The organism is Streptomyces milbemycinicus, assembly GCF_002154605.1.
Taxonomy (GTDB): domain Bacteria; phylum Actinomycetota; class Actinomycetes; order Streptomycetales; family Streptomycetaceae; genus Streptomyces; species Streptomyces milbemycinicus.
Genome location: NZ_MUNE01000002.1, coordinates 1 through 16,784 on the forward strand (window position 1 = coordinate 1; position 16,784 = coordinate 16,784).

Annotated in this window: 17 protein-coding genes; 8 read left to right on the plus strand and 9 right to left on the minus strand. The window is 70.6% G+C overall.

The window, feature by feature from the left end; genetic code table 11:
- Positions 1-1,840 (minus strand): phosphate acetyltransferase (gene pta, locus CCN51_RS00035; RefSeq protein WP_086859161.1); only part of this gene is annotated, 1,840 nt, incomplete at its 3' end.
- A gap of 232 nt (positions 1,841-2,072) precedes the next feature.
- On the opposite strand from pta, the gene CCN51_RS00040 reads away from it, so the two are divergent.
- The 3 genes from CCN51_RS00040 to CCN51_RS00050 all read left to right on the plus strand — a co-directional run bounded on the left by CCN51_RS00040 (position 2,073) and on the right by CCN51_RS00050 (position 5,826).
- The gene (locus CCN51_RS00040; RefSeq protein ID WP_014176326.1) at positions 2,073-3,098 is read left to right on the plus strand and encodes a 6-phosphofructokinase; all 1,026 of its coding nucleotides are present in this window, start codon (positions 2,073-2,075) and stop codon (positions 3,096-3,098) included.
- Between the two features lie 113 nt (positions 3,099-3,211).
- Positions 3,212-4,585, plus strand: coding sequence for a hypothetical protein (locus CCN51_RS00045; RefSeq protein WP_014176325.1), 1,374 nt, complete (start codon positions 3,212-3,214; stop codon positions 4,583-4,585).
- Entirely contained in the window at positions 4,576-5,826 is a 1,251-nt protein-coding gene (locus CCN51_RS00050; RefSeq protein ID WP_014176324.1) for a hypothetical protein, read from the plus strand. Before CCN51_RS00045 ends, CCN51_RS00050 begins: the two co-directional genes overlap by 10 nt.
- 34 nt (positions 5,827-5,860) lie before the next feature.
- Here CCN51_RS00050 and CCN51_RS00055 read toward each other — a convergent pair whose 3' ends face one another.
- From CCN51_RS00055 to CCN51_RS00065, 3 genes are all read right to left on the minus strand, one after another.
- On the minus strand, positions 5,861-6,244 hold the full coding sequence (locus CCN51_RS00055) for a tautomerase family protein (RefSeq protein WP_014176323.1): 384 nt from the start codon (positions 6,242-6,244) through the stop codon (positions 5,861-5,863).
- A gap of 108 nt (positions 6,245-6,352) precedes the next feature.
- Complete coding sequence (locus tag CCN51_RS00060) at positions 6,353-7,291, minus strand: carbohydrate ABC transporter permease (RefSeq protein ID WP_014176322.1); 939 nt, start codon at positions 7,289-7,291, stop codon at positions 6,353-6,355.
- An 87-nt stretch (positions 7,292-7,378) separates the two neighbouring features.
- Positions 7,379-8,920 (minus strand): FAD-dependent oxidoreductase, encoded by a 1,542-nt coding sequence (locus CCN51_RS00065; protein ID WP_202948300.1) that lies wholly within the window; start codon positions 8,918-8,920, stop codon positions 7,379-7,381.
- Between the two features lie 121 nt (positions 8,921-9,041).
- Here CCN51_RS00065 and CCN51_RS00070 point away from each other — a divergent pair, with 121 nt between their 5' ends.
- Positions 9,042-9,566: a MarR family winged helix-turn-helix transcriptional regulator gene (locus CCN51_RS00070; protein WP_014176320.1), complete on the plus strand. Its 525-nt coding sequence runs from the start codon at positions 9,042-9,044 to the stop codon at positions 9,564-9,566.
- Between the two features lie 2 nt (positions 9,567-9,568).
- Here CCN51_RS00070 and CCN51_RS00075 read toward each other — a convergent pair whose 3' ends face one another.
- Entirely contained in the window at positions 9,569-10,051 is a 483-nt protein-coding gene (locus CCN51_RS00075; protein WP_043486742.1) for a cupin domain-containing protein, read from the minus strand.
- A gap of 202 nt (positions 10,052-10,253) precedes the next feature.
- Entirely contained in the window at positions 10,254-11,135 is an 882-nt protein-coding gene (locus CCN51_RS00080; RefSeq protein WP_014176318.1) for an NmrA family NAD(P)-binding protein, read from the minus strand.
- A gap of 118 nt (positions 11,136-11,253) precedes the next feature.
- On the opposite strand from CCN51_RS00080, the gene CCN51_RS00085 reads away from it, so the two are divergent.
- The 3 genes from CCN51_RS00085 to CCN51_RS00095 all read left to right on the plus strand — a co-directional run bounded on the left by CCN51_RS00085 (position 11,254) and on the right by CCN51_RS00095 (position 13,796).
- Positions 11,254-12,066 carry a LysR family transcriptional regulator gene (locus tag CCN51_RS00085; RefSeq protein WP_014176317.1) on the plus strand — a complete coding sequence of 271 codons (813 nt, stop codon included), beginning with the start codon at positions 11,254-11,256 and terminating at the stop codon, positions 12,064-12,066.
- Positions 12,067-12,171: 105 nt separating this feature from the next.
- Complete coding sequence (locus tag CCN51_RS00090) at positions 12,172-13,188, plus strand: aldo/keto reductase (RefSeq protein ID WP_014176316.1); 1,017 nt, start codon at positions 12,172-12,174, stop codon at positions 13,186-13,188.
- Between the two features lie 20 nt (positions 13,189-13,208).
- The gene (locus CCN51_RS00095) at positions 13,209-13,796 is read left to right on the plus strand and encodes a TetR/AcrR family transcriptional regulator (protein WP_014176315.1); all 588 of its coding nucleotides are present in this window, start codon (positions 13,209-13,211) and stop codon (positions 13,794-13,796) included.
- A 48-nt stretch (positions 13,797-13,844) separates the two neighbouring features.
- Here the strand turns inward: CCN51_RS00095 and CCN51_RS00100 are convergent, their stop codons facing one another.
- Positions 13,845-14,315, minus strand: coding sequence for a PaaI family thioesterase (locus tag CCN51_RS00100; protein WP_014176314.1), 471 nt, complete (start codon positions 14,313-14,315; stop codon positions 13,845-13,847).
- Positions 14,316-14,461: 146 nt separating this feature from the next.
- Here CCN51_RS00100 and CCN51_RS00105 point away from each other — a divergent pair, with 146 nt between their 5' ends.
- Positions 14,462-14,677: a hypothetical protein gene (locus CCN51_RS00105; protein WP_245881553.1), complete on the plus strand. Its 216-nt coding sequence runs from the start codon at positions 14,462-14,464 to the stop codon at positions 14,675-14,677.
- Positions 14,678-14,699: 22 nt separating this feature from the next.
- Here CCN51_RS00105 and CCN51_RS00110 read toward each other — a convergent pair whose 3' ends face one another.
- Positions 14,700-15,083: a nuclear transport factor 2 family protein gene (locus CCN51_RS00110; RefSeq protein ID WP_014176312.1), complete on the minus strand. Its 384-nt coding sequence runs from the start codon at positions 15,081-15,083 to the stop codon at positions 14,700-14,702.
- A gap of 171 nt (positions 15,084-15,254) precedes the next feature.
- A complete protein-coding gene (locus CCN51_RS00115; protein ID WP_014176311.1) occupies positions 15,255-16,709 on the minus strand; it encodes an NF041680 family putative transposase in 1,455 nt (484 codons plus the stop codon).
- Between the last annotated feature and the right edge of the window lie 75 nt (positions 16,710-16,784).

Genomic DNA, 16,784 nt, shown 5'->3' on the forward strand with positions numbered 1-16,784 from the left:
CCGCGACGGCCGCGTCCACCGCGGCGTCGTACTGGATCGGGCCCTCGACCAGCAGGTCCGGGCGGCGCTCACGGACCAGCTCGGTCGCCTTGCGCACCTTGTCGACATCCGCGCCGGAGCCGGAGGTGCCGGTGGAGTACGAGAGCATCGCGATCCGCGGCTCCACACCGAACTGGGCGGCCGTCGTCGCCGACTGGATGGCGATATCCGCCAGCTGCTCGGCGTCCGGGTCCGGGTTGACCGCGCAGTCGCCGTACACCAGCACCCGGTCCGCCAGGCACATGAAGAAGACCGAGGAGACGATCTGGGCGCCCGGCGCGGTCTTGATGATCTCGAAGGCGGGCCGGATGGTGGCCGCGGTGGAGTGCACGGCGCCGGAGACCATGCCGTCGGCCAGGCCCTCCTGCACCATCAGCGTGCCGAAGTACGAGACGTCGGCGACCACGTCGTAGGCCAGCTCGTACGAGACACCCTTATGGGCGCGCAGCCGCGCGTACAGCTCGGCGAAGCGATCGCGCAGCGGCGAGGTCTGCGGATCGATGATCTGCGCGTCCGCGAGCTGGATGCCCAGCTCGGCGGCGCGCTTGCGGACCGCGTCCTCCCCGCCCAGCAGTGTGAGGTCGCACACATCGCGGCGCAGCAGCACATCGGCGGCGCGCAGCACCCGCTCCTCGGTGCCCTCGGGGAGCACGACCCGGCGGCGGCCCGCGCGGGACCGCTCGATCAGCTCGTGCTCGAACATCATCGGGGTGACCCGGCCGGAGCGGGCGACCGAGATCCGGTTGGTCAGCTCGGCGGTGTCCACATGCCGCTCGAAGAGGCCGAGCGCGGTCTCGGCCTTACGCGGCGCGCCGGCGGTCAGCTTGCCCTCCAGCGCGAACAGCTCGGCCGCGGTCGGGAAGCTGCCGCCCGCCACGGCCGCCACCGGGGTGCCCGGGGCCAGCCGGGAGGCCAGCGCCAGGATGTCCTCCCCCGGCCGCTCGTCCAGGGTGAGCAGCACCCCGGCGATCGGCGGGGCGCCCGCGCTGTGCGCGGCCAGGGCCCCGACGATCAGATCGGCGCGGTCGCCGGGCGTCACCACCAGACAGCCCTCGGTCAGCGCGGGCAGAAAGCTGGGCAGCATGGCGCCGCCGAAGACAAAGCCCCGTACGTCCCGCGACAGCCCTGCATGGTCGCCCAGCAGCACCTCGGCGCCCAGGGTGCGCACCACCTGGGAGACGGTCGGCGCGGACAGCGAGGCGTCCTCGGGCAGCGCGTAGCAGGGGACGGGGAGCTTGTCCCGCAGCCGCTCGGCCACGGCCTCCCGGTCATCGGGGGCCACCCGGTTCACCACGACGGCGACGACATCGCAGCCCTGCGCCTCATAGGCGCGGTACGCGTTGTGCGCCTCGGCGCCCTGCGACTCGACGCTCTGATCCTTGCCGCTGACCACGGTGATCACCGAGGCGCCGAACTCATTGGCCAGCCGTGCGTTCAGCCCCAGCTCGTCGGGGAGACCGCTGGCCGCGGCGTAGTCGCTGCCCAGCACCAGCACGTACTCGTACTCGCGGGCCACCTCGTGGAACCGGCCGACCAGGTGCGCCACCAGCTCGTCGGTGCCCCGCTCGGCCTGGAGCGCGGACGCCTCGTCATAGGTGATCCCGAAGACGGACTCGGGCGACTGGCCCAGCCGGTAGCGGGCCCGCAGCAGATCGAAGAGGCGGTCGGGGTTGTCGTGCACCAGGGGGCGGAAGACGCCCACCCGGTCGACATGACGGGTCAGGAGCTCCATGACCCCGAGCTCGACGACCTGGCGGCCGTCGCCGCGCTCGATCCCGGTCACGTACACGCTGCGCGTCACGCCTGGCGCTCCGATCTGATGGTCGGCACTGATGGTCGGCACTCGGACCTGAAGTGCGGTCGAAACTTCCCTAAAAACGGCCGTATCGGCGGCCCTGTCCCCTTGACAATACCTGCGGGCATCGATAAAGCGCTCCTCAGGTACGGGTACAGAGACGGACACAGCACCACCGGGCCCATGAAACAATCGGACTGGCTCACACCTACCCGAAGGCAGCAGGAGACACAGCACGATGCGCATCGGAGTTCTCACCGCAGGCGGCGACTGCCCCGGCCTGAACGCTGTGATCCGTTCGGTCGTCCACCGTGCCGTGGCCGGCCACGGCGACGAGGTCATCGGCTTCGAAGACGGCTTCAAGGGGCTGCTCGACGGCCGCCACCGCAAACTCGACCTGGACGCCGTGGCGGGCATCCTCGCCCGCGGCGGCACCATCCTCGGCTCCTCCCGTCTGGAGCGGGCCCGGCTGCGCGAGGCCTGTGAGACCTCCAAGGACCACGCCCGCGACTACGGCATCGACGTGCTGATCCCGATCGGCGGCGAGGGCACCCTCACCGCCGCCCGGATGCTCTCCGACGCCGGGCTGCCCATCGTCGGCGTACCCAAGACCATCGACAACGACATCTCCGCCACCGACCGCACCTTCGGCTTCGACACCGCCGTCGGCGTGGCCACCGAGGCCATGGACCGGCTCAAGACCACCGCCGAATCCCATCAGCGGGTCATGGTCGTCGAGGTCATGGGGCGCCACGCGGGCTGGATCGCGCTGGAGTCCGGCATGGCGGGCGGCGCGCACGGCATCTGCCTGCCGGAGCGGCCGTTCGAGATCGACGCGCTGGTGAAGATGGTGGAGGAGCGCTTCTCCCGCGGCAAGAAGTTCGCGGTGATCTGCGTCGCCGAGGGCGCGCACCCCGCCGAGGGCACGATGGACTACAAGAAGGGCGAGATCGACCAGTACGGCCACGAGCGGTTCACCGGTATCGGCAACCGCCTCGCCGCCGAACTGGAGCGCCGCCTGGGCAAGGAGGCCCGTCCGGTCATCCTCGGCCACGTCCAGCGCGGCGGCACCCCGACCGCGTACGACCGGGTGCTGGCCACCCGCTTCGGCTGGCACGCCGTCGAGGCCGCCCACCGCGGCGACTTCGGCATGATGACCGCGCTGCGCGGCACGGACATCGAGATGGTGCCGATCGCCGAGGCGGTCACCGAGCTCAAGACGGTTCCGGTGCCCCGCATGGACGAGGCCGAGTCGGTCTTCTGACACCTGCTCCGCACGACACCTGCTGTGCGCCACACGGGCTCTGGTACTGTCCCGGCTTGATCAACGGGGTTATCTGATCACCTGATCAAGGGGGACGAAGGAGCGGGGGCGGGATGCGTCGGTTGTGGGCCCGCGTGTGGCTGCGCCACACGGCCCTGGTGGTAATCGTCATAGCGCTGGTCGCGGTCTTCGTCGTCGTGAACCGCGACAGCGACGGCGGCCATCTCACGGCCAACCGCGCCCAGCTGAGAAAGGCATGCGACGGCACCCTCCCGTACGCGGACCTGAAGCGGTTCGTCCGCGACGGCCGGGCGGGCGAGCTCAGCCAGCACGGCACGATGCTGGAACCCCGCCGGACAAGCCGGTCGCTGCTCGACTGCACGCTGTCGTGGGGCGACGGATACGGCGTCACCGTCCACGCCGAAGCGCTGGTCTCCGACGTCCCCGAGGGCATGGAGACCGAAGATCTCCTGGGCATGGCCCACACCGACGGCACCTATGTGGCCCCCGGCACCACCGGCCAGTACGGCAGGCGCGGCGCCTGGCTGGTGACCGAGTGCGTGGACGGCCTGCGCGGCCGGGTCCGGCCCACGACCGACCTGTACGTGTCGGCACTTGTCACCGACGGCGATCACGAGGCCGACAACGCCGCTGAGCGCGAGGAGCGGTCCAGGGCCGAACGGGCCGCCGCCCTCACCGGCTTCCGCACCGCCGTCCACGTCGCAAACGCCATCACCGAGGCACAGGGCTGCGGGAGCACCCCGCTCAAGGCGCCGACCGAGGTGCTGGACACCTACGAGTCGCACGACGAAAACGGCGACTGGCGGTCCGAGCGCATCGAGGAGCCCGGCCGCGATCTGCGCAAATGCGGCTGGATCAACTCCCGTTCGCTGCCCGGCGTGATGCCCGGGGCCTGGACCACGCTCGGCGACCTCCAGGAGTCCCGGGTGCTGAGCGCCTGCCAGGGCACCTGGGACTCGGAGGCCGAGAAGAACGACGGCAGCCACCCGGCGGACTGGCAGGTCACCGGCGTCGAGGCGGCCAGCTGGGCGGGCATCTTCGGCCGGACCGCGTACGACTCGTACGAGCGCGAGGGCCATGTGCCGGGGTGGGGAGTGTCCCAGAACCAGGGAAAGCCCGCCGGCGACGGCAAGGGCAATGACGGCAAGGGCGACGACGGCAAGGCCGGTGGGACTGACGGTGCTCAGGGCGAGGACCGGATCTCCTCCTACGTCGAGGACCCCCAACTCGCCCTGTGGGCACGCTCGGTGTGCGGCGGCCGGGACACCTACCACCGCGTCTCGGTGATCCCCTCGATCCTGATCGAGGACGGCGCGACCGCCACCCTGGGCGCCAAGGACCGCGCCAAGCTCTCCCGTGCGGCGCGCACGGCGCTGGACCGCTATCTGAGCGCGCCGGACGGCTGGCCGAAGTCGGCGGGGTGCCGCGATACGAAGGTGCTGGGGGAGGTCGAGGAATGGCACTGAGCAGACTGCGACGCGGCGAGCCGGACGGCGAGGGGCCCGATGGACCGGAGGGCGGTCAGGACGGCGAGAGCCCTTCGGGGTGGCTCGGTGGCCGGCTCACCCGCCGTCGCGCGTGGGGCCTCGCGGCCGCCGTGGTGGCGCTGGCCGCGCTGGCGGGCACGGTCGTCTGGTTCGCCGGCAGCGACGACCGGGCGCTCGACGATGCCTGCGACGGAGTGCTGGCCAAGGACGAGGTCCGCGCGGTGCTCGGCGATGGCGAGATCAGCGTGAGCAACCGCACCAAGGGCACGTTCGACGCCAAGGCCAAGGCCAAGGCCAAGGCCAAGGGCGGGAGTGGCGGGGACGGGGCCAACACCCTCGCCGTACGGTGCGAGGTGACGGCCGATGGCAAGGGCAGCGTCAAGGTGAACATTGAGGCCGGCCCGCGGCCCCGCACCACGTACGGTATTGCCGGGATGTACACCCCCCTGCCCGAGCGGGACACCCTCGCGGTCCCCCTCGGCCACGGCTGGTCCGGTGTCTTCGGCACGGACAATGTGCGGCAGGACGACAACGAGGACGGCGAGGGGACCGCCGCCGTACTGCTCGAATGCGGCAAGGGCGGCACCAGTCTGCTGATCACCGTCGAGACCGAGCTCAGCGGCGTCACCCTCGACGACCCCGCCGTCCGCCCCGACTTCGTCCGCACCGCGACCGCCACCGCCAAGGCGGCCAACGACCACTGGGGCTGCGGCGCGAGCCTGGGCAAACCGGTCCGTACGGTGGGCCTGCCGGTCAACGAGGACGAGTACGAGCCGCTGCTCGGCGCCGACGGCACCTGCGCCGGTGTCCCGACGGCCGCCCGCTCCGCGGTGTCCACGGCCCGGGAGACCGCCCGCGACCGGGCGCCGCGCGAGGCCTGCGCCCTCGGCGCGCGGGACGGCTCGCCGCGCTACCGCCTCGACGCGTACTACGGCCCGTACGCGGAGGAGACCCGTGCCGAGTACTCCGACAGCCCGTCCCAGGACGGCCCGACCCCCGCCGACGAACCCTCGGGCCGGCTGGGCCAGAGCGCCTACTGGGCCAGCGCCTCCTGCCCGGACGGCGCCGAGGACGCGCTGTTCCTGGTCCGCGCGGACGGCACCGAGGACGACACCCGCCGCAAGCCGGACCTGACGTACGAGCGTGCCGCGCTCAAGGCGTTCGCGGAGCGCTCGGCCCAACACCACGGATGCGAGGCGCCGACCACGCCGGCCGGGTGACCACGCCCGGCGCCTGCGCGCCCGCCAGGTGAGTTCAGACCACCTCGCCGCCCACCCCGGAACGTCCTGCGGGCACGCCGACGATGCCCACGGACACCTGCTTGCGGACGGACTCGCCGAAGACCTCGACGACGGCATCGGTGATCGACGAGATCAGCCGCGCGGGGGCGTTCTCGAACTCCGGGTGGTTCAGCGCCCCTTCGCGCATGCTCAGCGTGATGGCAGGGGCGTTCTCCTCGGTCGGCACTCCGCCGATGCCGTGGCGCCCGCGCGGGACGCCGAACAGATCGACGACCGCGACGGAGCGCAGCCGCTCGCCGTACACCGCGCCCACCGCGTCGGTCAGCGCGCGGATGAGCTTCGGCTCGGTCTTTCCGTCGAGTTCTTCCTCGCGGATCTGCACGGTGAAGTGAGGCATGACGAATCTCCGTTCGGTCGGGTAGCTTGCACGCAGACGTGTTTGCTTTGGAAGCAAAGTATCTTTGAATGCAAAGCTATTGCCGTGGTTGATCAGTGTCAACCTCGGTCAACCCTTGACGGCGCCTCCCAGCGCGAAGCCGCCGCCCATCCGGCGGGCGATCAGCACGTACAGCAGGATCACGGGGGTCGAGTAGAGGATGGAGAAGGCGGCGAGCTGGCCGTAGGCGACCTGGCCGTAGTTGCCGAAGAAGGTGAAGATGGATACCGACGCCGGAAGTTGGTCCGGGGTGAGCAGCAGCATGAAGGGCACGAAGAAGTTGCCCCACATCATGATGAAGCTGTAGATCATCACGACCGTGATGCCCGGTCCCATCAGGGGCAGGATCACGCGCACCAGGCTCTGCAGCCAGGACGCGCCGTCCGTCCACGCGGCCTCTTCGAGGATGACCGGGACGCCGTCCATGAAGTTCTTCATCAGCCAGATGGCGAAGGGGAGTTGCGAGGCGGCCAGGAACAGCGCGGTTCCGTACATCGTGTCGATCAGGTCGACCTGTACGAACAGGCCGTAGACCGGGACCATGATCGCGGTGATCGGCAGACAGGTGCTGAACAGGATCGTCAGCAGATACGGGCGTACGAGACGGGAGCGGAACCGGGACAGCGGATAGGCGGCGAGGGCCGCGCACGCCACGGTCAGGATGGTGGCCCCGCCGCACAGCAGCAGGCTGTTGAGCATCGGCGTGAACGTGATCTCGTCCGTCCACACCGCCTGGAAGTTGTCCAGCGTGGGGGAGTTGGGGGCGGAGACACGTAGGGTCGCCTCGCCGTCGAGAGAGGCCAGGACCAGCCAGGCCAGCGGGAGCACGAAGGCCGCAGCGACGACGAGCAGGGCGGCGTCGGCGGCCAGTCGGCGGCGGGTGCGGGGTGACCAGGCGGCGCGGGGACCGGCGGCGCGGGGACCGGCGGTGCGGCGCTTGGCGGTACGGGATCTGAGCGGGGCGGACTTGGCCGGATGGGACAAGGTGCGGCCGGACGGTGCGGACAACCTCGGACCTCCTCGCGCCTGCTGAGCGCAGTCGATCAGCGTTCCGTACATGAAACCGCCCGTCCGGCCGTGAGGGGAAGACTGCGGTCAGCGGCTTCGGCTGAGGTGGGCCGCGAGCGCGGTGGCGTGGCGTACGGCCGCCTCGCCTTGGTGGGCGGCGGCGCGCATGGCGATATAGCCGTCCGGGCGGATGAGGACGAGTCCGTCTTCGCGCATGTCGTAGATGCGGCGGGCCTGGCCGTCGGTGTCGATGACCGTGTCGGGACCGGTCGCCGTCGGGTCGTCGGTCATCCGATAGGCGCGCAGCGGGACGGGCGCATCCCACGCGGCCGTGCCGTGGCCGCGGCCGAAGGACAGCAGCGTCCAGTGCGGGCCGCGCAGCAGGTCGAAGAGGCGGAGCTCGCGGCCGGTCGAGGCGTCACGGCAGGGCGCGTCGGGGGCCCGGTCGCCGGCCTGGAGGCCGCTGCTTCGGGTCGTCAGCGGGCTGTCGGGGTAGGCGATGGTGAGCCCGGTGGTGAAGTCGTCGGTGAGGCCGCGCAGCGCGGTCGAACCGTCGCCGTCGTCGAAGGCGCGCATCATCGCGTGCATCCGGGAGGTGCTGTCGTCGAGGACGGCCTGGGCGACGGGGCGGCGTTCTCGTTCGTAGGTGTCCAGCAGGGCGGCGTCGGCGCCACCGAGCACGGCGGCGAGTTTCCAGCCCAGGTTGTAGGCGTCCTGGATGCCGGTGTTCATGCCCTGCCCGCCGGCGGGCGAGTGGATATGCGCCGCGTCTCCGGCGACGAAGACCCGGTCGACGCGATACCGGTCGACCAGGCATACGTTGATCTGGTACAGCGAACGCCAGCCCGCGTCCTGGAGATCTACGTTCGGCAGGCCCGCGCGTTCGGCGAAGATCCGGCGGAACAGCTCCAGCGTGGGCGTGCCGGACTCCTGCTCGTCGGCGGGGACGGATGCCTGGAACTGCCAGACGTCGGTGCTGGGCAGCGGGAACAGGGACAGGATCCCGTGCTCGGGGCTCGCCCAGAGGTGCTGGCAGTGCCGGTCGAGGTCCTTGATGTATACGTCGCCGAGGTACCAGCGGTGGTCCGTGTGCGAGGTGCCGCGCAGGACGGCCCCCATCCGCTGCCGGACGACGCTGCGGCCCCCGTCGCAGCCGACGAGATAGCGCGCCCGAATCTCGCGCTGCCCGGCCGCCGTTTGTACTGTCGCGGTGACGGAGTCGGCGTCCTGGCGGAGGTCGCTCACGGCCGAGCCCCATTCCACCTGGCCGCCGAGTTCCACAAGACGGTCGCGCAGGACGGACTCCAACTGCGGCTGTGACAGCCAGACCGGCGGGTACGGAACGTCGGGGGCCGTTGTGCCCACGGCCACTTCCACGGCTTCGGAGATCACGCGCTGCCGGTCGTAGCGCCGGGTCGGGACGTTGATGGCCCCCAGCTGCAGGACGCGGTCGATGATGCCGAGGTCGTCGGCGATCTCCAGTGCGCGCGGCTGGATGGTCTTGGCGCGGGAGGCGGTGCTGGGCCGTTCGGCGGCCTCGACGATGCGGCAGGTGACACCGCGTCGGGCGAGATCGCAGGCCAGGGTCAGCCCGGTGGGTCCGGCGCCGACGATCAGTACGTCGCTCATGGTCATGACGCCCCTTACCTAACGTAGGTATCTTTATTCAAGGCGAACGCCCCTCGGGGCCGCCGCCTGGTCGAGGGCAAACGTATACCTAACTTAGGTAACTATCAAAGGGAGTGCTCGCGTGCCGCACGACAACGAGGGGCTGAGGGGACTGCTGCCCGCCATGAACCGGCTCAGCGGCACGCTGAGCCGCGGACAGCTCTTCGAACGGGCCACCGCGGCCGCCGGGGTGACCCTGGAGCGGCCCGCCGTGACGATCCTGGTCATCCTCGACGCGGCCGACCGGCCCCTGCGGGTCGGGGAGATCGCCCAGCGCATGCAGGTCGCCGGCCCGCACGCCACCCGCCAGATCCACGGGCTGGAACAGCGCGGCCTGGTGGAACGGGTGGCCGACCCCGACGACCAGCGGGCCCGTCTGATCACCCTCACCGCGGCCGGCGAACGGCTCGCCGACCGCTATCTGCGGGTCATCAACGGCTGGTTCGCCGATGCGCTGTCCGGATGGTCCGACGCGGATCGGCGAGACCTCGTCCTTCTCCTCGGCCGCATGGTCGACGACCTGTCGGCCCATCTGGAGACGGTCACCAGGGATGCCGGGGATGCCGGGGATGCCGGGGATACCGGGGGCGACCACCCCGCCGAGTGACTTCAGTCCACAAAGAAGCTGTCGTGGCGGATGCGGAACTCCTCAAGCTCCTTGCCGCCACGCCGGGTCATCTCCGCGACCTGCTCGAAGTACTCCTCGCGCGGTGCGCCCGGGGCGAAGAGCAGCAGCAGGGACGCCGGGTCGTCGGAGTCGTTCTTGAAGGCGTGCAACCCGCCCACCGGTACGTACAGGAAGTCACCCGACCGCGCTGTGATCCAGCGATCGCCGTCGTAGAGCTGCACGGCCCCCGACAGGATGAAGAAGGACTCCGAGATCGAGCGGTGGAAGTGGGTGCTGGGCCCCGGCGACCTGGGACCCATGTCAACCCGGTACAGCCCGAATTCACCCCCGGTGGTGGCGTGGGTGGCCAGATAGTGAGTCCGGTTGCCCGTGGGGGAGTCCAGCTCGGGCGTGCTGTCAACCGGCCGGTAGACCGCGTTGACCTCGCCGTTCTCGCCGAGATAGCGGGGTTCGGGGTACGACATGATCGGCTCCTTTGTCTCATCCGTCACCGCATTGTGGACACGGACGGAGCCGGTGGTCATCGGTCGGATGAACGGGAGGACCAGGGCGCCGGGGACCAGGGCGGGCGGCCCGTCGGCTCGGTCAAAAGACCGAGCACGTGCCGCCGTTGCCGCCCCGGCCGTACGCGGCCGGCCCCATCCGGCCGACCCCATCCGGCCGGGTTCAGGCCAGGACGGCCGGCTTGAGGACTTCTTCGCACCACTGGCGGAAACTGGTGGGGGTGGTGGACCGGGGGGTGCGCGGTTCGGCGTTGTCCAGGCCCTGGTTCTTGGCCACGATCATGTCGGCCATGCCCCGTACCATCGCGTCGGACGCCCCGTTTTCGGCGAGCGCCGCCGTGTAGTCCTCGACGGGGACGTACTGGAAGCGCACCGGCTTTCCCAGCACCTCGGACATGATCCGCGCCATGTCCTCGTTGGACAGGTCCTCGGGTCCGAGGATCGGGACCTCGCCGTGGCGTCCGCTCCAGGAGTCGTCCAGCAGCAGTTCGGCGGCGACGGCCGCGATGTCGCGGGTGGCGCAGGTGGGGAGCTTGCGGTCGCCGGAGAGCGGGGAGTGGAACACGCCCTGGTTCTTGATCGAGTCGACTTCGCGGAGCAAGTTGTCCATGAACGAGGGTGCCGTCAGCGCCCGGAAGTTGACGCCCGTGGTCGCGATCAGGTCGTCCATCGCCAGCGACGCCGACACCAGCCCGGCGTTCGCGATCACCCCGCGGCCCAGGGCCGAGACGCCGACCACCCGCTTGACGCCCTGGCTCTTGAACGCTTCACACGCGGGCCTGGCGAAGTCCAGATAGAGGGCATCGAGGCTCTTGGTGCGGAAGTTCGGCGGCGCGAGCCAGAAGACGGCATCCGCGCCCGCGCACGCCTTGTTGATGACGTCGGAGTCGCCGTGCGATCCGGCTATCACCTCGACGCGCTCATGTATCCGCGGGGAGAGCCGCGAGGGATCGCGTACGAGCACCCGGATCGGCTCGCCGCTGTCGAACAGGTTCTCAAGGACCTGGCTCCCGATCTGGCCGGTGGGAGTGGTGATGACGATCATGGAAGGGGCCTCCTGATGAGTGGCGAACCGGCTTCCCGGACGCCGTGCGGAGGTAACTCTCCGCCGATAAAGGGGTGTTCGTCCAATACCTCTTCGCGCGCATTGATACCCTCCGGGTATGGATCTGGACCTGCGCAAGCTGCGCTACTTCGTGGCCGTCGCCGAGCTCGAGCACTTCGGCCGGGCCGCCGACCGGCTGCATATCGCGCAGCCCGTCCTCAGCCGGCAGATCCGCGCGCTGGAGCAGGAGCTCGGCTGCGCGCTGCTGGAGCGCACCACCCGTTCCGTACGGCTGACCCCGGCCGGTGAGCAGTTGCAGAAGGACGCACTCGACGTGCTCGCCGCCGCGCGCGCCGCCACCCGCCGTGTGCACAGCGCGGCGCGCGGCGCCCACCGCCTGGTCGTCGGCTTCACGCCCGGGCTGAGCGTCTCGACCGCCGTCCGCGCGTTCGCCCACGAGCACCCCGGCGTCGAGATCGAACTGCTCCGCCTGAACTGGTACGAGCAGGCCGAGGCGCTACGGGACGGCCGGGCCGACGTCGGCTATCTCCGCCACCCCTTCGACGCGGACGGGCTTCACACCGTCCCGATCGGCAGCGAGCCGAAGGTCGTCTGCCTGCCCGCCGTCCATCCCCTGGCGTCCCGGCGCCGGCTCGCCCACGCCGATCTCGACGGCGAGGCGATCCTGGGCGGCGAGCGGCGGTGCGCTGCGACGATCGAGGAGAAGCTTGAGCTTGTCGCGGCCGGGGTCGGTATCGCCCTGGTGCCCCGTAGCGTCGCGCGCTACTACTCCCGTCCCGACCTGGTACACCGGTCGGTGACCGACGCCGTGTCGTACGAAACCTGCCTCGCCGTGGTCGAGGACCGCCGCCAGCAGCATCTGTGGGACTTTCTGGCCGTCGCGGCACAGGCGCTGACCGGGCGCCTGTGAGGCACGCGACACGCACGGCTTGAATGGCTGACAAAGATTGAAATCTGTCAGCTGTGCATGTCATGCTTCCTGGGCGCACCCCACCCCCGTCCCGAGGAGCGTCCTGTGCAGACCCGCACCCTTGGCACCACCGGCCCCCAGGTCTCCGCGCTCGGCCTCGGCTGTATGGGCATGTCCGGCATGTACGGCGACGCCGACCGCGCCGAGTCCATCGCCACCATCCACGCCGCGCTCGACGCCGGGATCACCCTCCTCGACACCGGCGACTTCTACGGCATGGGCCATAACGAACTGCTCATCAACGAGGCGCTTCGCACCGCCCCCGCCGCCCTGCGCGAACAGGCCCTGACCAGCGTGAAGTTCGGCGCCCTGCGCGATCCGGCGGGCGGCTGGCGCGGCAACGACGGCCGCCCGGAAGCCGTCGGGAACTTCCTCGCCTATTCCCTGCAGCGTCTGGGCACCGACCACATCGACATCTACCGCATCGCCCGCGTCGACCCCGCCGTGCCCATCGAGGAGACGGTCGGCGCCATCGCCGAGGCCGTCCAGGCCGGATACGTACGCCACATCGGCCTCTCGGAGGCGGGCCCCGAGACCATCCGCCGGGCCGCCGCCACCGCCCCGATCGTGGATCTCCAGATCGAGTACTCCCTGCTCGACCGGGCCATCGAGGACGAGATCCTGCCCGTCTGCGGCGATCTGGGCATCGGCATCACCGCGTACGGAGTGCTCTCGCGCGGCCTGATCAGCGGCCACTGGAGCCGGGACCGCAAGGCCGCCGCCGACGACTTCCGCGCCTACAGTCCGCGCTTCAGCGGGGACAACCTCGACCGCAACCTCGCCCTCGTGGACGCGCTCCGCGAGGTCGCCGACGGCAAGGGCGTCAGCGTCGCGCAGACGGCCATCGCCTGGGTGCTGGCCCAGAACGCCCGGCAGCCCGCCGCCATCGTCCCGCTCGTCGGCGCCCGCCGCCGCGACCGCCTGGCGGAATCGCTCGGCGCGCTGGAGGTTACGCTCGATGCCGACGACCTGGCCGCCATCGAGGAGGCCGTTCCGGCCGGCGCCGCGGCAGGCACGCGCTATCCGGAAGAGCAGATGACCCACCTCGACAGCGAGAAGTAGCCGATGACGTAAGGGACCTGATGCCGCCGCCCGAGAATCCCCTGACCCCCGCCCGCATCCTCGAAGCCACCGAGGACGTACTGCGCCGCTACGGCCCGGCCAAGGCCACGGTCGTGGACGTCGCCCGCGCGCTGGGGGTCAGCCACGGCAGCGTCTACCGCCACTTCGCCACGAAGGCCGCGCTGCGCGAGGCGGTCACCGAGCGGTGGCTCGACCGGGAGCACGACGAGCTGTCGGCCATCGCCGACGGCAAAGGCCCCGCGGAGGACCGCCTGCGGCGCTGGCTGGCGGCCCTCTTCGCGGCCAAGCGGCGCAAGGCCGGCGACGACCCGGAGCTGTTCGCCACCTTCATGGAGCTGGCCCGCGAGAACAGCGGCACCGTCGCCCGCTATCTCACGACGCTGCTGAAGCAGCTCGCCACGATCGTGGCGAGCGGGGTCGCGGACGGCGAGTTCGCCGCGCGCGACGCGGCGGCCACGGCGCGGGCGCTGTGGGACGCGACGGCGCGTTTCCACGACCCCATGTACGCGTCGGAGTGGCTGGCCCCGGAGATCGACGCGGACTTCGCGGAGGTGTGCGAACTGCTGCTGCGCGGCCTGCGGGCGTAAGCGGCCTGCGCTCGTAAGGAGTGCAGGCCGCGTCGGCCGTGTCCGGGGTCAGCTCGTGGCGCCGCCCTTCGCGGCGAGCACGATCTGGGTCTGGGTGGTCTGTCCCACCAGCCGGTCCTTGTCGTCGCGCAGATCGGTCTGTACGACGATGAGGGTGCCGCCGACGTGCAGGGGGCGGGCCGCGGCGTGGACTCGTCCGGAGGCCACTCCCCGCAGGAAGTTGGTCTTGGACTCCACCGTGGATGTCCCGGCGCCCTTCGGGAGGTTGAGATAGGCGCAGACGGCGCCGACGGAGTCGGCCAGCGCCATCAGAGCCCCGCCGTGTATGACTCCACCCGCGGTGCAGACCTCCGGTGACCAGGCCAGACTGCCCACGGCCCGGTCGGGGGCGGCCTCGTGGAGTTCGATGCCCAGCTGTGCCGCGAAGGGCATGGCTGCCAGGGGGGCGGCGGGGTTGAGGGCTGCCGTCTCGGAAGTCTCAGAAGTCTCGGACGTCTCGGAAGTCTCGGAAGGGGCCATGGTGTGCTGCCTTTCGGGCTCGGGCGCGCGTTCTGTGGCGACCACACTGGCATGTTCCGGCGCCCTGGGGATGCGAGTCAGCGGCGATCTCGGTCAGCAGTTAGTGCCTGGTTCTGAACCCATCACGAGACCAGGAGGGATCCATGATGAGCGAGATCACTGAGACCATCCCCGCCGGACGACGCTGCTGGTCGGTGAGCTGGCCGGAGTACACGCCCGCGGACGTCACGCCGCCTGAGCTGCGGCCGTCGGCGCCGGCCCACCACGTGCCCGGCTGGGCCGAGGCGGCGCCCACGCCGACCGACGTGCACGACTGGGATCACGGACACCCTCTCATCGGCCGGAACACGGCGAGCGCCTGACGACGCCGGTCCGGTACAGCGGTCAGCCTCCCGTCGGCGCGGGCTCCGGAGCCGGGACCGGAGCCAGGTAGAACCGTGACCGGGCGATCCGTCCGTCCCGGGCCCAAATGATGGCGGGCCCGCCCAGCACAACGGTCGCGCCGTCCGGTCCGGTACCCACATACTCAAACTCCGCCCAGAATTCCGGGCCCGCGGTGGCACGGCGCAGCACCTTCGCCCGTATGTCGGGGAGGCGGCTGTAGATCGCCTTCCAGTTGGCGAGCACACGTTCGTTACCGGTGAAACCCTCCGCGGGTCGATGCGGCACCTCGGCTCGGTAGTCCGGGGTGAAGCAGTCCGCGACCCGCTGAGGGTCATGCGAGTTGATCGCGTCCATGAGGAGCTCGACCGGATCCTGTTCGTTCATCGTGCTTAACTCCTTGTCGTCCGTTGTCGAGTTCGGTCCCCTCGACGTCTTCCGGTCGTCGGGCACCCCACATGACGCGAGGACGCCTGGGGCAGCGAGGGCGGCTACGAGACCGGAGATCAGATCGCGGCGGCTGGGGCCCGTCGGAAGTGGGGACCTTAAGCTTGTTCTTTATGGTCTGAGTCGGTTTCGTTCGATGATGCTCTCGGGTCGTTTCACGGTCTTGCCCACGTCGTAGCGGGTGGCGGGCCGCCGGTTCTTCGAACCAAGTGGCCTTCCAGAGCCGGGAGTTGAGGGTTTCGGTGCACGGGCCGGACAGTGCAGGTGTGGGCGGAGGTTCCGAAACCCCCGGCGGACTCGGGCCGGGGTGAGCCGACCGGCCTCGGCGGGCTTCTCCCACGGCCGCCGCAAGTCGGCGGCGGCCTCGCGCAGAAGGCGGATCTGGGTGTGCGCGGCGATGATCAGCCAAGTCCAGCGCTCGCCGGCCTCGGGGGTGCGCAGCTTCGGACGGGTCCACCCCAGGGTCTGTTTCATCAACCTGAAGAGATGCTCGATGTCGAACCTCCTAAGGAACGCCTGCCAGCGCACGTCGACGTCCTCGCTGTTCAGGCCGGTGGCGGACGACCAGAGCCAGAGCGGGAGCGGGTCGCCTCCGCCGGGCAGGCGGTCGACCTGAAGGCGGATCAGCGTGCCCTCGATGATGGGAAGTTCGCCGGTGTGGTCGATCCAGGCGGAGCGGGTGGTCAGGCGGGGGTGGATGCGGTCCCAAGCCATCGCGCGGGCGGTGCCGTACCGGTCGGTGACCTGCGTCGTGGCCGCGTCCGGCTCGCCCCAGGTGTCCGGCTTGGCGAAGCGGAGCTCCTTGCCGTGCTTCGGTGGTCGCCCGCCCCGGGGATAGGACAGGGCGTACTCCTTGAGCGAGGGCGTCGGCCGTCGCATGACGCGGTCGGAGCGCATCCGTCCCAGCACTTCGACCGGGAGGCCGCCCAGGAGGTGGGCCATGCGCGGGGCGTCGTAGCCGGCGTCGAAGACGATGAGGATGTCGCGGTCGCCGAAGTGCCAGCGGCCCATCTCGATCAGGTCCGTGACCACCCTGCGGAGCTGCGCGGCGGTGACCTCGGCGACGTCGTCCTCGGGGCCGAGACGGACGGCGTCCAGGAGCTGGCACCAGGACGTCCGGCCCGATTCGAGGGCGGCGACGAAGGAGTACGGCCAGCCGGGGATGAACTGGTCCGAGGACCGTCCGCTGCGACCGTAGACGTGGCAGAACAGGCGGTCCGCGCTGGTCGGTGCGTCGGGACGGAGCCAGTTGCTGACGTCGACCGCCAGGACCAGGCGCCCGTCGGCGGCCCGCGGCATCGGCAGACCGGCCAGCACCTGCCGCAGCCGGGGCACGTCCACGTTCCCGCAGTTCAACGCCTCGTACATCGCGCCGTGCCCGCGCCGATGCTCGGCCACCAGCGTGAGGTTCACCGGCGAGGTCACCGGACCGTCCGCGCACAACAACGCGTCCACGAGTTCGAACAGTTCGTCCCCCCGCGCGGTCAGACAGTCGAATAAGTCCTCCCGGAAGCGTGACGCTTGCGCGAACGCCTCCCCGGGACCGGCGTCAGGCAGCAGACTCACTCTCACGGCCTTCGTCTCGATCGGTGCACCTTGGTCGGAGCACATGATCAGACGAAGGCCGCTTCAATGTCCGGC

Excerpts from the sequence above, each read along its gene's own strand:
- CCN51_RS00055 (WP_014176323.1), bottom strand. The coding sequence starts at position 6,244 with ATGCCTCACTTCACCGTGCAGATCCGCGAGGAAGAACTCGACGGAAAG.
- CCN51_RS00110 (WP_014176312.1), bottom strand. The coding sequence starts at position 15,083 with ATGAACGAACAGGATCCGGTCGAGCTCCTCATGGACGCGATCAACTCG.
- CCN51_RS00045 (WP_014176325.1), top strand. The coding sequence starts at position 3,212 with ATGCGTCGGTTGTGGGCCCGCGTGTGGCTGCGCCACACGGCCCTGGTG.
- CCN51_RS00065 (WP_202948300.1), bottom strand. The coding sequence starts at position 8,920 with ATGAGCGACGTACTGATCGTCGGCGCCGGACCCACCGGGCTGACCCTG.
- CCN51_RS00050 (WP_014176324.1), top strand. The coding sequence starts at position 4,576 with ATGGCACTGAGCAGACTGCGACGCGGCGAGCCGGACGGCGAGGGGCCC.
- CCN51_RS00075 (WP_043486742.1), bottom strand. The coding sequence starts at position 10,051 with ATGTCGTACCCCGAACCCCGCTATCTCGGCGAGAACGGCGAGGTCAAC.
- CCN51_RS00105 (WP_245881553.1), top strand. The coding sequence starts at position 14,462 with ATGAGCGAGATCACTGAGACCATCCCCGCCGGACGACGCTGCTGGTCG.
- CCN51_RS00085 (WP_014176317.1), top strand. The coding sequence starts at position 11,254 with ATGGATCTGGACCTGCGCAAGCTGCGCTACTTCGTGGCCGTCGCCGAG.
- CCN51_RS00040 (WP_014176326.1), top strand. The coding sequence starts at position 2,073 with ATGCGCATCGGAGTTCTCACCGCAGGCGGCGACTGCCCCGGCCTGAAC.
- CCN51_RS00100 (WP_014176314.1), bottom strand. The coding sequence starts at position 14,315 with ATGGCCCCTTCCGAGACTTCCGAGACGTCCGAGACTTCTGAGACTTCC.
- CCN51_RS00095 (WP_014176315.1), top strand. The coding sequence starts at position 13,209 with ATGCCGCCGCCCGAGAATCCCCTGACCCCCGCCCGCATCCTCGAAGCC.
- CCN51_RS00080 (WP_014176318.1), bottom strand. The coding sequence starts at position 11,135 with ATGATCGTCATCACCACTCCCACCGGCCAGATCGGGAGCCAGGTCCTT.